This window comes from Halosimplex halophilum (assembly GCF_004698125.1).
Lineage (GTDB): Archaea > Halobacteriota > Halobacteria > Halobacteriales > Haloarculaceae > Halosimplex > Halosimplex halophilum.
Genome location: NZ_ML214297.1, coordinates 1341601 through 1354438, shown reverse-complemented (window position 1 = coordinate 1354438; position 12838 = coordinate 1341601). Strand labels below are relative to the sequence as shown.

At 68.6% G+C, this 12838-nt stretch carries 18 protein-coding genes, 1 tRNA gene and 1 other RNA gene; 6 read left to right on the top strand and 14 right to left on the bottom strand.

What is annotated here, in order from left to right; genetic code table 11:
- Positions 1-249: 249 nt before the first annotated feature.
- From E3328_RS06870 to E3328_RS06845, 7 genes are all read right to left on the bottom strand, one after another.
- Entirely contained in the window at positions 250-1875 is a 1626-nt protein-coding gene (locus E3328_RS06870; RefSeq protein WP_135363847.1) for a DUF7845 domain-containing protein, read from the bottom strand.
- Positions 1876-1881: 6 nt separating this feature from the next.
- The gene (locus E3328_RS21840) at positions 1882-2025 is read right to left on the bottom strand and encodes a hypothetical protein (RefSeq protein WP_167837327.1); all 144 of its coding nucleotides are present in this window, start codon (positions 2023-2025) and stop codon (positions 1882-1884) included.
- Complete coding sequence (locus tag E3328_RS06865; RefSeq protein ID WP_135363846.1) at positions 2022-2765, bottom strand: deazapurine DNA modification protein DpdA family protein; 744 nt, start codon at positions 2763-2765, stop codon at positions 2022-2024. Before E3328_RS06865 ends, E3328_RS21840 begins: the two co-directional genes overlap by 4 nt.
- Before the next feature lie 122 nt (positions 2766-2887).
- Positions 2888-3088: a sigma factor-like helix-turn-helix DNA-binding protein gene (locus E3328_RS06860; RefSeq protein ID WP_135363845.1), complete on the bottom strand. Its 201-nt coding sequence runs from the start codon at positions 3086-3088 to the stop codon at positions 2888-2890.
- Positions 3085-3789, bottom strand: a complete 705-nt coding sequence (locus tag E3328_RS06855; RefSeq protein ID WP_135363844.1) for a hypothetical protein — start codon at positions 3787-3789, stop codon at positions 3085-3087. The genes E3328_RS06860 and E3328_RS06855 overlap by 4 nt, the downstream gene beginning before the upstream one ends.
- A complete protein-coding gene (locus E3328_RS06850) occupies positions 3786-4016 on the bottom strand; it encodes a hypothetical protein (protein WP_135363843.1) in 231 nt (76 codons plus the stop codon). The genes E3328_RS06855 and E3328_RS06850 overlap by 4 nt, the downstream gene beginning before the upstream one ends.
- A 189-nt stretch (positions 4017-4205) precedes the next feature.
- Positions 4206-4280, bottom strand: a tRNA-Arg gene (locus E3328_RS06845).
- 233 nt (positions 4281-4513) lie between these two features.
- On the opposite strand from E3328_RS06845, the gene E3328_RS06840 reads away from it, so the two are divergent.
- Positions 4514-5149, top strand: coding sequence for an RAD55 family ATPase (locus E3328_RS06840; protein ID WP_135363842.1), 636 nt, complete (start codon positions 4514-4516; stop codon positions 5147-5149).
- Positions 5150-5220: 71 nt separating this feature from the next.
- Positions 5221-5631, top strand: a complete 411-nt coding sequence (locus tag E3328_RS06835; RefSeq protein ID WP_135363841.1) for a CoA-binding protein — start codon at positions 5221-5223, stop codon at positions 5629-5631.
- A 33-nt stretch (positions 5632-5664) separates the two neighbouring features.
- On the opposite strand, the gene E3328_RS06830 is transcribed toward E3328_RS06835, so the two are convergent.
- Positions 5665-6039 carry a DUF5798 family protein gene (locus E3328_RS06830; protein WP_135363840.1) on the bottom strand — a complete coding sequence of 125 codons (375 nt, stop codon included), beginning with the start codon at positions 6037-6039 and terminating at the stop codon, positions 5665-5667.
- 139 nt (positions 6040-6178) lie between these two features.
- On the opposite strand from E3328_RS06830, the gene E3328_RS06825 reads away from it, so the two are divergent.
- The 3 genes from E3328_RS06825 (at position 6179) to E3328_RS06815 (ending at position 8160) form a co-directional block, all read left to right on the top strand.
- Positions 6179-6598 (top strand): DUF7548 family protein, encoded by a 420-nt coding sequence (locus E3328_RS06825; protein ID WP_135363839.1) that lies wholly within the window; start codon positions 6179-6181, stop codon positions 6596-6598.
- Between the two features lie 80 nt (positions 6599-6678).
- Positions 6679-6992: signal recognition particle sRNA (gene ffs / locus E3328_RS06820), an RNA gene on the top strand.
- Between the two features lie 322 nt (positions 6993-7314).
- The gene (locus E3328_RS06815) at positions 7315-8160 is read left to right on the top strand and encodes an alpha/beta fold hydrolase (protein ID WP_135363838.1); all 846 of its coding nucleotides are present in this window, start codon (positions 7315-7317) and stop codon (positions 8158-8160) included.
- 301 nt (positions 8161-8461) lie between these two features.
- Here E3328_RS06815 and E3328_RS06810 read toward each other — a convergent pair whose 3' ends face one another.
- The 3 genes from E3328_RS06810 to E3328_RS06800 form a co-directional block, all read right to left on the bottom strand.
- Positions 8462-9388 carry a mechanosensitive ion channel family protein gene (locus E3328_RS06810; RefSeq protein WP_135363837.1) on the bottom strand — a complete coding sequence of 309 codons (927 nt, stop codon included), beginning with the start codon at positions 9386-9388 and terminating at the stop codon, positions 8462-8464.
- On the bottom strand, positions 9385-9633 hold the full coding sequence (locus tag E3328_RS06805) for a YhbY family RNA-binding protein (RefSeq protein WP_135363836.1): 249 nt from the start codon (positions 9631-9633) through the stop codon (positions 9385-9387). Before E3328_RS06805 ends, E3328_RS06810 begins: the two co-directional genes overlap by 4 nt.
- A gap of 84 nt (positions 9634-9717) precedes the next feature.
- Complete coding sequence (locus tag E3328_RS06800) at positions 9718-10002, bottom strand: ribonuclease P protein component 4 (RefSeq protein WP_135363835.1); 285 nt, start codon at positions 10000-10002, stop codon at positions 9718-9720.
- Between the two features lie 136 nt (positions 10003-10138).
- On the opposite strand from E3328_RS06800, the gene E3328_RS06795 reads away from it, so the two are divergent.
- The gene (locus E3328_RS06795) at positions 10139-11239 is read left to right on the top strand and encodes a glycosyltransferase (protein ID WP_135363834.1); all 1101 of its coding nucleotides are present in this window, start codon (positions 10139-10141) and stop codon (positions 11237-11239) included.
- Between the two features lies 1 nt (position 11240).
- Here the strand turns inward: E3328_RS06795 and E3328_RS06790 are convergent, their stop codons facing one another.
- The 3 genes from E3328_RS06790 to E3328_RS06785 all read right to left on the bottom strand — a co-directional run bounded on the left by E3328_RS06790 (position 11241) and on the right by E3328_RS06785 (position 12716).
- Entirely contained in the window at positions 11241-11540 is a 300-nt protein-coding gene (locus E3328_RS06790) for a glycine zipper domain-containing protein (protein ID WP_135363833.1), read from the bottom strand.
- Between the two features lie 78 nt (positions 11541-11618).
- Entirely contained in the window at positions 11619-11756 is a 138-nt protein-coding gene (locus E3328_RS21835) for a hypothetical protein (protein WP_167837326.1), read from the bottom strand.
- A 138-nt stretch (positions 11757-11894) separates the two neighbouring features.
- Entirely contained in the window at positions 11895-12716 is an 822-nt protein-coding gene (locus E3328_RS06785; RefSeq protein ID WP_135363832.1) for a QcrA and Rieske domain-containing protein, read from the bottom strand.
- Positions 12717-12838: the final 122 nt, after the last annotated feature.

Genomic DNA, 12838 nt, shown 5'->3' with positions numbered 1-12838 from the left:
CCGCTATTGCAGTTGGAACTAGCAGAGGCGGTGCGGTGTATTTTGAGCGAGTGGCCTTAGCCACACCCCTAAGACGGAACCAAACCCCCCGGGTAGGGTTCCGTCGCGCCGGCGATGCCCAGCTGGCGCTCGCGGGCCCCGACGAGTACAACCGAGGTTGCCGAATCACAGCTGGGAAGCGCAAATATAGTTGGGAAATACCCGGAAAACAGGGGCGAACGACAGTGATGCCTCTACTCGGGCGGGCTGCTACCCGGTGTTCAGGAACCGCCAGGCGTCGCTGATCGAGCCGTCACCGAACCGGACTTGCGCCTCGCGATAGCGCTGCTCGGGCATCCCCGCGTCCTTCCAGACCCGGAACCCCTCGCGGATGGACTCACCCACGTCGCTCGCGACCGTCCCGTTGAATCGGAGCGTCATGCGGGCATCGCGGGCATCGTCTACGTCGACACCGTGGCGGGCCGCCCACGCGATGAACGCGCTCATCGTCTCGTCTAGGCCGCGCTCGGCGGCCTCCATCGCCTTCGCCGTCGCCTCCGCCGCGCGTTCGAGCCCTTCGCGTGCCTCGTCAACCGCCGCGTGGACCATTTCAGCGACGTACTCCGAGCGCAACGACACCGACGCATACTCGCGCTCGACGAGATCATCCATCTCCCGCAGCGCCCGGCGGACGGACTCAACGTGCCGGCCGTGCGCGTCCGCGATGTCCGCCGGCGCCACCTGGCCACCGTCGGTTACCAGCGTCTCCATCGCCTCCCACTGCACGGGCGAGAGGCCGTCGGCGAGGTGGCGCACGACCACGCTCTCCTGGGACTGTTCGACCCGCGTCAGGTCCAGCCCGATAGGGTCGGGCCCGCTCTCGTCAACCGCCGGCTCGAAGTACGCATCCGCGACGAACGGCCCATGCCCATCGCTCGGCGCTACGTCCAGTCCAGCGTCGGCCAGCACCGACAGCACCGTCTGGTCTAACTCCCGGCGAAGCCGGTCGAGATCTCGCCAGCGCACCGTCTCGTCGTCGTCAAGCAGCGATGCCTGGAGCGACGCGCCGACCTTCGGATGGGACAGCGGGTGATCGTCGGGCATCGACGCCGCTTCTCGGGCGTAGTAGTGTTTCACCTCTTTCGGGAGGGCGTGGTCGGGGAACGCCTCGCGCACGCGGCTCGCGTCGAGCGTCGCGGTATGGTAGTAGCCGGGGAGATTCCGACCGCGCTCGTCGTCGTCGTTCTGGACGACCTTGCGGTAGCCTGAACGGTCGCTCTCCAAGAGATGCCCCATCGCGGCCAGCGGGCCGTCGCGGGCGTGGACGGGGCCGCTGGCGTCCGTGTGGACCCGCGCGTAGCGCTCGGCGTCCTGAATGTTCGAGTAGGGGTGCGGGTCCTCGAAGTACCGCGTCGCGATACCCAGGACTCCCGCCGCTCGTCGGAGCAACTTCGGATAGTGGTCGAACGCGATGTTCGACCCCTTCACCCGGACGTTCACCCCTTCGCCGAAGCCATCGGGAACGGGAATCTCGACGCGGGTGCCGTCGTCTTTCTCGCCCTCCATGCCCGGCCAGCGGGGCGCGACGTGGGCCGTGAAGTCTTGCTCACCGACCGAATCCTCCGACGGATGGCGCATCACTTTGATGCGGTACTCACGGATCGTCTCGATGCGGAAGTCCGTCCCCTGGGGTGTCTGACTGCCGGGGTGGACGATGTTGCTCTCTTGGTAAGAGAGGCGGGCGACCCACTGTTCGCCGTCCGCGTGGAACTCCTCGCGTCGGGAGCCGCCGGCCTGTTTGACCGCGTTGTCCAGCCCGAAAAACGGCGCGAGCCCGTTATCGTTAAACAACAGGTTCGCGTTAAACTCGTGTGGGGCGAGTCGGACCGTTTGCACCTTCGCTCACCCCTCGCGTTCCAATTCAGCGACGGCGCGCTGGACCCGCGCCTCGCTTTCTGCGACCGGTTGCTGACCGCCCCAGTCCCAACGAACGCGCTCGCCCGTCTCTACGTCGTACAGCCGCGACGCACGGACGAACTCGGTCACGCGAACCCCTCCAGTGAGGACTGACCACGATCTCGGTTCTCCCGCGACCGGTACTCGGCGCCACCGACCGCGTCGTCCCAGGCGGCGCGGTGGTCTAGGTAGAGCTTGAAAATATACTCCCAGCGGGACCACCCCGCCGGTCGCTGGTAGCGGTAACAGTACGCCAGCGAGTCCGTCGATGTGATCTCCTCAATGATGGGCTCGCTGTCGTAGCACCGCTTGTCCAGCCCGAACGCGTGGAGTTCTACGTCTGGGAGTACCTCGCGGACTGCCGCGACGATCTCCTCGCAAATCGCCACGTCGTCACGGCCGCACATCGTGCCGATACCAACGCGGTTGGTGACGAGTCCGTGGTCGCGGAGTTGCTGGGCGTGTCGCCGGTAGTCTGCCGGCTTCCAGCCCTGAACGACGGCGACCGGCTCGGCTGTGATCCCCAGGTCATCATGGAGGTTCGCACATTCGATGTGTCGGTCGAGCGTCCGCTCTTGTTGCTCTCGGACGGACCAGTCGTGGAACTCCCGCACGTCGTCTTCACAGACGTAATCGCGCCACGCGTAGTACGCTGGCTGTATCTGCCCGATGTCATACAGGTAGGATTCGGTCGACTCGGGATAATCGGCGAGCCCCTGGCCACCATGCTCGGGTGGGGCGAACATCGAGTAGGCGCCGGGGTCGATGAACAGGTCGTAGTCTCTCCACCGCGAATCCCGGCCGTTCAGCATGGTCTGGTAGTTGACCATGATCCGCGACGGCCGCGGGCCCTCCAGCCACCGCTGAGCGCGGGCCAGCATCTTGCGCGACGACCCGCTGGCCGCACCAGCCCAGAACTCCTGAGAGGGAGCCGGCCGGTCTCCCTCGGGGGTCACGCGTGCTCACCCCCGTCGAGACGGCGGCGAGCCCGGCGTAGGAGGTTTCCGACCGTGCCGGGTGAGCGGCCGGTTTTGCGAGCGTACTCCCGCATCCCGTAGCCGTCCTGTTCGACCGCCTCGTACACCTCCCGCTGGGCGTCTGACAGGGCCGACAGGTCCTCCTCGTAGTGGAACAGCGACGACTGGAACGTCACGGCCGCTCACCTCCCGCGACGGTTGCGAACTCTCCGAGCGGCCGCTGTCGCAACTCCGTGGGGAGCGGCACGTCTGGGACGCTCGGACAGTAGTGGAGGAGGTACTGGACGAACTCGCGGGGGATAGCTGACCGAATCTCGGATTCCGTCCACTCCGCAGGTACGCCCTTCGCCGCCGCGAGTTCGTGGCGGACGTACTCGGAGCCGATAGAGATCTCCGCGGTCCCGCTCTCGAAGGCGTCGGGAACGGGGAAGCTCGTCTCGAAGTGCCGGCAGTTGTTCACCGGCAACCCGAACGCCAGCCCGTTCAACCGCGCCGGTTCTTCCAGATCGTCACAGGTGGCGACGTTCTCGATGATGTACTCCTCTGGGTCGACGGCCGCGACGACTTCTCGGACGTTCAGGTCCGCGAAGGTGGGGTAGCGCTCTTTCGGCGTCTCCTCCCAGTCGTAGCGGCCCATGTTGGCCCACGAGAGTTTCGAATACGCCTGACACCGCGGCGACAGCCACAGCAATTCAGGCGATTCGAAACTCCCCATGAACCCAGGGTTCGACGCGTCGCCCTGGACGAACTCACCCGGATAGGTGTCGCTGTAGTCCTCGATGTCGATGCCCAGGTGACGAACCGGAAGCTCGTCAAGCGCGAGGCCGACACCGCCCGGCCCGCTGTAGCCGTCGACGACGAACGGCTCCCCCGTCACCACCACTCACTCCCGAAACACTCCGGGTTACCGCAGAGGCTGTAGTGAGGGTACGCCGCGACGGGAACGTCGGTGAACTCGGCGTCCTCCCGGTACTCGGCTTCGACGCACGCCGGCTCGGGCTCGTCGGCGTCCGGGTCAAGCCGGTGGAGGGTGTCGGCGTACTGCGACCGATTCCGCACGGCCGTCTCGGGGACTTCCTCCCCCTGACTGACGGCCTGACTCATGCCTGCACCCCTCCCGTCGCAAGCGAGTCTTTGCGTCGGGGAATCGCAGGACAGCGATGGGCCGCAGTTTGTCCCGAACTTGTGTCAGTCTCAGAGGGGTCTCGTGATACCGGAGTATCGGCTGATTCTCGAGGTAGCAGCGCCGCTACCGGATGAGCAGAATTGTATCCGAGTCGGGCGGCGAAGGAGTGGGCGCTGCAGGATTTGAACCCGCGACAGCTTGGTCCGAAGCCAAGCACTCTGTCCAAACTGAGCTAAGCGCCCGCACAAATTCTTACACGGGCATCGATGTTTAAACGTCCCGATCCGTGATGGGGGTGTCGAGCTCGCGGCCAGTCGGGAGATCGTGGAGCGGTCCGAGACGACCGGATCCGCCCGTGGGAGTGGTCCCGCGGGAAAGGGCCATAATAAAGATTTTAACGACCGCCGCGACTAATCGACACGTATCGAGCGGACCGGGCGCGGTTCGTGTCGAAACGGTGGTGTCTCCCGTAGGAATGTACGACCTCGGAACGACGTTCGGGAACGCGACGGTGGCCCCGGGTACGAACCTGCTGGTCTCCGGGCCGCCGCTGTCGGGCAAGCGTCGCATGGCGCTCGACGTGCTGGCTCACGGCTCCGAACGCGGCGAGGGGGTCATCGTGGTCACCACCCGCGACAGCGCGAGCCGCGTCCTCAACGACTACGAGGCGCTCGTCTCCGACCCGGGCTCGGTGGACATCGGTATCGTCGACTGCGTGACGAAACACCAGGGTCGGAGCGCCCGCGACACGGACATCGTCAAGTACGCCTCCTCGCCGGAGGACATGACGGGCATCGGGATCAAGTTCTCCGAGTTCGTCGAGGAGTTCCACCAGCAGCGGGGGATCGAGAACGTCCGGGTGCTGGTCGACTCGCTGTCGACGCTGCTGATGTACTCGGACGTGCAGACCGTCTTCCGGTTCATGCACGTGTTCACGAGCCGCATCGACAACGCCGACGCGATGGGCATCCACGTCATCGAGTCGACGGCCCACGACGAGGAGACGCTGAACACGCTCCGCCAGCTGTTCGACCACGCCGTCACCGTCGAGGCGGACGGCGCGGTCTCGACGACCATCCCGGATGCGACGCCCGAGCAACTGGAGCGGTGACGACCAACCGGCGACACCGGGGAGCGCCGAGGGCCGGCAGTCTTTTGCGCGTCTCGGCCCATCGTCCGGACATGCCAGTCGATTCCGACGAGCGACTCCGCGAGATACTCGAAGGGGAGACGATCGCCGTCGTCGGGCTGTCGAGCACGCCCGGGAAGGCGGCTCACGACGTTCCGTCGTACATGCGCGAGCAGGGGTACGAGGTGGTCCCGGTCAACCCCTACGCCGACGAGATCTTCGGCCGGGAGCCGTACGACTCGCTCGCCGAGGTCGAGGAGGCGGTCGACATCGTGGACGTGTTCCGGCCGACCGACGAGGTCCCGGGGATCGTCGACGAGGCGCTGGACCGCGACGACGCCGGCACCGTCTGGCTCCAGCTGGGCATCACCCACGACGAGGCGGGCGAGCGCGTCGAGGCGGCCGGCCGGAACTTCGTCCAGGACCGCTGTCTCAAGGTGGAACACCAGCGGCTGTTCGAGTAACGGAGCGAGAACGACACCGCCGGTCGGCTCCCGTCAGTCGTTCGTCGTGGCGGTGTCCGGGTCGGTCGTGTCGGCCGAGGTGTCGGTCGCGTCGCTCCCGGACCCGTCGGCGTCGCTTCCGTCGGCCCCGGTCTCGCCCGATTCGGCATCACCTTCGCCCTCCGCGTCGGGGTCGGGAAGCTCGTCGACGACGGCCTCGACGTCGACGCCCTGCTGTTCGGCGAGCGCCTCGACGATGGCGCGCTGTTCGGCCAGCTCCCGGTCCATCGCGTCGAGCTGTTCGCTGGTGGACTCGACCCGTTCCTTGAGGTCCTGGACCTGCTCGATCACCTGGTTGAGTCGCTCGTAGAGCTTCTCAGCGATGTCGGTCACGCGCTGGATCTTCTTGGCGGTGTCGCCGAATCCCATACGCGGCGGTTCGGCCGCCCCCGTTGTCCGCTTTTCGGCTCGGTGGTCGGCTCGGCGACCGACGATCGGCCGTCTCCGGACGGCGGGACCGCTGCCGGAGACCGGGGCCGTTAAAACCGGAGCGTCCGCAGTCGGGGACATGAAGCAGACGCGGCTCGCGCCGCTGGTCGGCGTCGTCGGGTGCCTGCTCGTGCTCGTGTCGCTGGCCGCCCCGTACTTGCTGGTGCGGACGGCGCCCGGATCCGCGGTCGGGACCTACTACGCGGAGGGCGCGCTGAACCCGCTCGTCGCGGGGATCTTCGCACTCGTCGCGGCCATCGTCCTCGCGGCGGGCCGCGACGAGCGGACCGACCCGCCGCTGGCCGCGGGGGTCGGCATCGCGCTCGGGCTGTTCGCGACCGTCGTGATCGCGGTGTGGGCCGTGACGGTCCCCGAGCAGGTCCTGTTCGACATGGACGCGCCGGCGATCATCACCTACCACCGGTGGGCGAGCGTCGCCGTCTCGCTCCTGATTCCCGTCGCGAGCCTGTGGTGGTCGCGGACGCTCGGCCTGGTCTGAGTCCCGCCGCAGTCACTGGGTCTCAGGCTCGGGTCGTCGGAGTGACCCGAAAGGTCCTTATGATGGACGGCGGTAGGTCGGAGTGGACTAGGCCGGGCAGCTAGGCCCTGCTCGTCACCCGCGGTATGGCCTTCAGCGGGGGCCGAACACCGGGGGCGTCCGGTCAGACGGGCGTGGGCCCCGCGAGCCAACGTGGAAGCCTCGTCCTGCGGGGACGGCGGTCCGCGGCTTCGCGTCTGCAGGGACGCGCGGCCGCGGTTGATCGAGGGCACTCCGTCAGGCGCGGAAGCGAGCAGCGGACCCTCGGACACCCGTCGCTCGCAGGGTCGCGGGGTGGAGGAGGCAAGCGGGATTCCCCGCGCTCGAACGACCGGGCAACCCCGGGAGTCCGTCCATTCATCACGCCACCATCTTTTTCGACGAGAGGTATCCTCGCTCGCTTCGCTCGCTGCGGGTACCCCTCGCCCAAAAACATGGGTGAAAAAGGCCGCTCGCGCTCCGCGCGAGCGGTGAACCGGCGCAGAGCGCCGGATGCTCGGTGCAGACCAGCCTGTCTCCGGGTCGGCCGACGGGACGGCCTCCCGGCCACCGCAACCGCCCCGCACCTGCCGCTACTGCTCCGCATCCACCGCCACTGCTCCGCACGGTACCGCACCCGCATCGCTCCGCACCGCGACCGACGACGACCGTATCCTCGCGGAGCACGTACCGGCAGTATGCCCACCGTCCGCACCAACGACATCGAGACGTACTACGAGCGCCGCGGCGAGGGCCCGCCGGTCGTGTTCGTCCACGGCGCAATCGTCGACCACTCCCAGTGGGACCCCCAGCTCGACGCGCTGAGCGACGAGTACACGACGATTGCCTACGACGTGCGCGGCCACGGCCGCACCGGCGGGTCCCAGCGGGGTCGCTACTCGGTCGACCTGTTCGCCGACGACCTGGGTGCGCTACTGGACGCGCTCGACATCGACGAGGCCGTCCTCTGCGGGCTCTCGACCGGCGGCTGTATCGCCCAGGTCTACGCCGCGCGCCACCCCGACCGGGTGGCCGGGCTGGTACTCGCCGACACCTTCGCGCCCGAGTTCCGCTCGCTCGGCGAGCGCCTCCAGCGCTCCGTCCTGCTCCGTGCGACCGTCCCGCCGGTCCGACTAGTCGGCTACGAGCGCGTCGAGCGGGCGATGGTCTGGCTCCAGGAGAAGCTCTCCGGCCAGGGCGTCAGCGGCGACTACGAGAAGGTCGAGCGTATCCGGGAGATGGGGCCGAAGATGACCACCGACGAGTTCGCGAAGGTGATCGGCGCCGTGGCGGGCTTCCACCGGACCGAGGTCCGGTTTCCCGCGATCTCCGCGCCGACGCTCGTCCTCTACGGCGAGCACGAGGCGCCGTTCATGCGCCGCCAGGCCCGCCACCTGGCGACCGAGATCGGCGGCGCGACGCTCCGGGTCGTCCCCGGCGGCGGTCACGCCTCGAACCTCGACAATCCCGACTTCTTCACTGGCGCCGTCCGCGAACTGCTGGCGGAGGTGTATCCGGCCGAGACGGCGGAAGCGGTGGGGTGACCGAGGAGAGCGGACTGTAGTGCGGTCGCAGTCGGTGCGCGGTCGCGGTAGCGGACCGGTGGCGGCGGTGGGTGCGGAGCGGTGGCGGTGGCCGGGAGGCCGTCTCGTCGGCCGACCCGGGGAAAGGCTGGTCCGCACCGAGCATCCGGCGCCGCAGGCGCCGGTTCACCGGACGCGAGCGACCGAAGGGAGCGAGTCGTCCGGCCCTTTTTCCCCACGTTTTTGCGACGGAGGATTCCCGCAGCGCGCCTCCGGCGCGCGAGGAACTCTCCGGCGCAAAAAGTGGGTATGAAAGTGGTCTCTAGTCGTCGCCCGTCGTCGGTTCCACGAGCCCCTCGACGTTGTCGAGTTCGATGCCGCCGTGGATGTCCCGCTGGGGGTAGGGGATGTTGATGCCGGCGTCGTCGAAGCGCTGCTTGACGCTGGTGACGTACTCGCCCTGGACCTTCACGAAGTCGGCGCGGCTGGGATTGGAGATCCAGAACCGGGACTGGAGACCGACGTAGGAGTCGGCGAGTTCGGTCAGCCGCACCGAGGGCTCGGGCTCGTCGAGGATGCCCGGGTGGTCGCGAGCCTCTTCGAGGATGATCTCGGTGGCCTCGTCGATGTCGTCCTCGTAGCCGATGCCGAAGACGAACTTCATGCGGAGCTCGTCCTTGGCGACGGGGTTCTTGATGACGCCGTCGGTGAGCTGGGAGTTGGGGACGGTGAGCAGTTCGTTGTCGAAGGTGCGGACGCGGGAGACCCGCAGGCTGATGTCCTCGACGACGCCGGCGTAGTCGTCCCACTCGATCCAGTCGCCGATGCGGAACGGCTTGTCGGTGTAGATGAAGATGCCGGCGACGAAGTTCTTCAGCACGTCCTGCATGGCGAACCCGATGGCGAGGGTGGCGGCGGCGGCGACGGTGGCGATAGAGGTGAGGATGTTGCCGTAGTCGGCGAAGGCGAAGGCGATGCCGAGCGCGCCGAACGCGATGAGGAAGTTTGTGAGCTTCCGGAGCGGCTTGCGGGCGTGCTCGTCGAGGTCCCGCGAGGTGAGCACGCGGCCGACGATGGGGCTGATGACGATGCGCCCGAGCGCGTACAGCGCGACGAAGGAGACGAGGAAGGTAATCGCCGAGCCGATGGCGCCGGCCAGCGGCGCGTCGAGGCCGACGTTGTCGATCAGGAAGTCGGCGACGACGCCCGAGCCCCCGTTCTGGAGCGGGGCGACCGGGGCCCCTGTCATCGCTCGAACACCGCCGTGTGGCCGCGGGTCCGGACCACCTCGGCGTTGACCCGGTCGGCCAGGTCCTCGGCCAGCTCCTCGGTGGTGGCCCCCCCTCGGGCCGACCGGTGGAACTTCGCCTTGACGAACTCCCGGTCGGCCAGCTGGTCCGACAGCTCGTCCTCGACGGGGTCGAGGCCCTTCTTGCCGACCCAGACCGTCACGTCGAGCTCGTGGATCCGCTGTGCCCGTGTGGAATCGCTCATGTGTCCACCAGTAGGAACGGAGCCGTTCAAATGTTACGGGTGCTAACGGCCGGAAATCCGCGGCCGATCCGCGGTCGCAGTCGCTCAGTCGTAGGGGTACCGGGCTTGGCCGCCGCAGTCGCAGGTGACGACGACGTGCCCGTCTTGCAGACGGACGCGGGCGTTCGCGCCGGGGCGGAGGTAGGCGTCGCAGCGGTCGCAGGTGAACCGGGTGAACTCCCGCGGGAGCGCGAGGCGGTTGCGCTCGGCGATGCGGCGGGCGCGGCGGACGTACCGGCGGGCGCGCTCGTCGTCGCCGTCGACGGTCGCCGCCCTGGCGAGCTCGCGCAGGCGGTCGATGCGCTCGCGGGCGATGGCCTCGGTGTCCACGTCCCGAGATGTCGCCGACCGGCAGGTATACTTTGCGTTCGGTCGGCGCCCGGCCGGTCCCGTCGGCGCCACCGGATATCGGCGGGACGAGCCGAGATGGCAACGCCTTAACCCCCACTCGGCATACGATGGCCGCATGGACCTGCCGAGGGTGGCCGCGTTCACGGACTCCTACCTGCCGACCCACAACGGCGTCACCTACACCATCCAGACCTGGCGGGACCGCTGGCACCGCCGCGGCGGCCGGATGGACGTGGTCTACCCCGACAGCGACCACGACCCCGCCGAGGGGGAGTACCCGGTCAGCAGCCTCCCCTTTCCCTTCTACGAGGGCTTTCGCGTCGGCGTCCCCGGCGTCCCCGAGGCCGTCGACAGCGCCGAGGTCGTCCACGCCCACTCCCCCTTCAGCCTCGGGCTCGCCGGGCTGCGCCTCGCCCGGAAGCACGACCTGCCGATGGTCGCCTCCTACCACACGCCGACCAGCGAGTACGCGGAGTATCTCGCGTTCACCCGCCCGATCGAGCGGGCCGTCGAGCGCAGCGCCGAGGAGTACGAGCGGCGCTTTCTCGACCGGGTCGACGTGGTCGTCGCGCCCAGCGAGCGGACCGCCGACCGCGTCCGTGACCTGGGCACGACGACGCCGGTCGAAGTCGTCTCCAACGGCGTCGACACCGACTTCTTCCGTCCCGTCGAGACCGGGCGGTTCCGCGAGCGCCACGGGCTCCCCGACGGCCCGCTCGTCGGCTACACCGGTCGCCACGGCTACGAGAAGAACCTGACGGCGATCGTCGAGGCGGCCGACGGCCTGGACGTGACCCTCGTCTTCGGCGGCGACGGCCCGGCTCGCGAGGACGTCGAGCGGGCCGCCGCGGAGGCGGACGTCGAGGCGCACTTCCTGGGGTGGCTCGACCGGGAGGAGTTGCCCTCCTTCTACACGGCGCTGGACGTGTTCGCGTTCCCGAGCCCGGTCGAGACCCAGGGGATCGCGGCGCTGGAGGCCAACGCCTGCGGGACGCCGGTCGCGGGCGTCGCCAGTGCCGCTCTCGCGGACACCATCGACCAGGGCGAGACCGGGTACAAGGCCCCGCCCGACGACGCGGCGGCGTTCCGCGACGTGATCGCCCGGACGCTCGCCGAGCGCGACCGCCTCAGCGAGGAGTGTCTCGCCCGCCGCGACGCCGTCAGCGTCGAACACTCCGTCGACCGCCTCGCCGGCGTCTACGACCAGTTGCGCTGACTCACGTCTCGCCCGCGCCGAACTCCGACTGGTCGAACGCGACGCCGAAGGCGACGCCGAGACTCATCCCGATGGCGATGCCGAGCGCGAGGTCGTCCATCGCCGTCCCCAGCGCCACACCGACCGCCGCGCCGAGCGCGATCCCCGTGGCCATCCCCGACCCGTCGTCGCTTCCGCCGTCGTCACCCGACCCGTCGGCGCCGGCGTTCGACTCGCCTCGGTCGGCTCCGTCCCGGTCGGCCTCACCGCCGGTCCCGGCGTCCGTTCTCCCGGCATCGCCGCCGCTCTGGCCGTCGGCCATGGCGACACGTCGACCGCCGCGGGGATAACTGTCGCTGTCGGGGACGACGAGCGCCGGGCGGGAGAATCCGCTGGCCGGTCAGGTCCTGTCGGCTTCCGGGTTGTTCGCGCGGCGGTAGGCGCCGACCATCTTCCAGAGGGCTTTGTCGATGTCGCCGTCCGCCGACTCGGTCTCGATCTGGCGGTACAGGTCTTCCGAAACCTCGATCTGGGGCATCACCCCATCCTACACGGTAGATACTGAAAAACCTCCTGTGAGTCGCGACCGAGTAAACGTTTTCGCCGGAGGATGGGCGGGCGGGGGCGCGGTTCGGACCCCGGCGGGCGACCGAGCCGTCCGAGGACGGGCGGCCGGTCAGCTCTCGGGACGGGGGAAGGCGGTGACGACCTTCGAGACCACGTCGAAGGGGTCGTAGACCGACTGGTGACACTGGCAGTAGACGGCGTTTTCGGCGCCGTCGACGGTGGCCGACTGCTTGAAGCCGGAGGGGACACAGCACAGGTGCGTGCACTTGTTGAGCCAGGCGATGAATCCCCGGTCGGTGCTCGCGGCGAGCCACTCGTCGTCCTCGGCGAGGCGCTCGATCTCCGGGCTGCGGATGACCTGGACCGGGAGCGTCGAGTCCGTCTCGACCGAGCGCCAGGTCGCCGCCGCGGGCTTGCCGAGGCCGGCGTCGCCGACCCCGTTGCCCCACTCCTCGTAGTCGTCGAACATCTCGACCGCGAGTCTCGTCCCCGGTTCGAGGTCGGCCTCCCACTCGTAGCGGCCGCCGGGGTCGGCCCGCAGGAAGTTGTCCGCCTCGCTGTCGGGCTCGACCTTCGGGTGGGTCTGGATGCCGCAGTACTGGAACCACTTGCTGGAGTACTCCACCCCGCCCAGCGTCGTCTTCGCCGCGCCGTCCGCCACCTCACCGTTCTCGGTTGCCGCCGGCCACACCCCCTTGAGATAGCCGTCCTCGACGGTCACCGGGATCTGGGACATCCCGCGGGGCGCCGGCCCGTCGGTGTTCTTGATGACCTTCGCCTCGACGTTCCCGCCGCCGACGCCGGTCCGGTTGGTCGGCACCGTCGTCAGCCCGGACCCGGCGACGCCGAGCGACCCCAGCGCCGCGCTGCCGACGATCCCCTTGACGAACCGACGGCGACCGGACGGCGCCGGATATCTGTCCTCGTCCATGTCACCGAGTGGCGCGGCCAGAAGTATAAGTTATTTTAAATTTCGTGTGGAATCGCGGACGGTCGCTGGACCGTTCCACGGGTCGTGTAACGTACTACGGCGCGTGAAGGCCGGAGCGGCTG

What these genes read in the sequence shown, in the direction of transcription:
- E3328_RS06850 (WP_135363843.1), bottom strand. Translation starts at nt 4,016, where the DNA reads ATGAGTCAGGCCGTCAGTCAGGGGGAGGAAGTCCCCGAGACGGCCGTG.
- E3328_RS06790 (WP_135363833.1), bottom strand. Translation starts at nt 11,540, where the DNA reads ATGGCCGACGGCCAGAGCGGCGGCGATGCCGGGAGAACGGACGCCGGG.
- E3328_RS21835 (WP_167837326.1), bottom strand. Translation starts at nt 11,756, where the DNA reads ATGCCCCAGATCGAGGTTTCGGAAGACCTGTACCGCCAGATCGAGACC.
- E3328_RS06815 (WP_135363838.1), top strand. Translation starts at nt 7,315, where the DNA reads ATGCCCACCGTCCGCACCAACGACATCGAGACGTACTACGAGCGCCGC.
- E3328_RS06785 (WP_135363832.1), bottom strand. Translation starts at nt 12,716, where the DNA reads ATGGACGAGGACAGATATCCGGCGCCGTCCGGTCGCCGTCGGTTCGTC.
- E3328_RS06810 (WP_135363837.1), bottom strand. Translation starts at nt 9,388, where the DNA reads ATGACAGGGGCCCCGGTCGCCCCGCTCCAGAACGGGGGCTCGGGCGTC.
- E3328_RS06805 (WP_135363836.1), bottom strand. Translation starts at nt 9,633, where the DNA reads ATGAGCGATTCCACACGGGCACAGCGGATCCACGAGCTCGACGTGACG.
- E3328_RS06795 (WP_135363834.1), top strand. Translation starts at nt 10,139, where the DNA reads ATGGACCTGCCGAGGGTGGCCGCGTTCACGGACTCCTACCTGCCGACC.
- E3328_RS06840 (WP_135363842.1), top strand. Translation starts at nt 4,514, where the DNA reads ATGTACGACCTCGGAACGACGTTCGGGAACGCGACGGTGGCCCCGGGT.
- E3328_RS06835 (WP_135363841.1), top strand. Translation starts at nt 5,221, where the DNA reads ATGCCAGTCGATTCCGACGAGCGACTCCGCGAGATACTCGAAGGGGAG.
- E3328_RS06830 (WP_135363840.1), bottom strand. Translation starts at nt 6,039, where the DNA reads ATGGGATTCGGCGACACCGCCAAGAAGATCCAGCGCGTGACCGACATC.
- E3328_RS06825 (WP_135363839.1), top strand. Translation starts at nt 6,179, where the DNA reads ATGAAGCAGACGCGGCTCGCGCCGCTGGTCGGCGTCGTCGGGTGCCTG.
- E3328_RS06865 (WP_135363846.1), bottom strand. Translation starts at nt 2,765, where the DNA reads ATGGTCAACTACCAGACCATGCTGAACGGCCGGGATTCGCGGTGGAGA.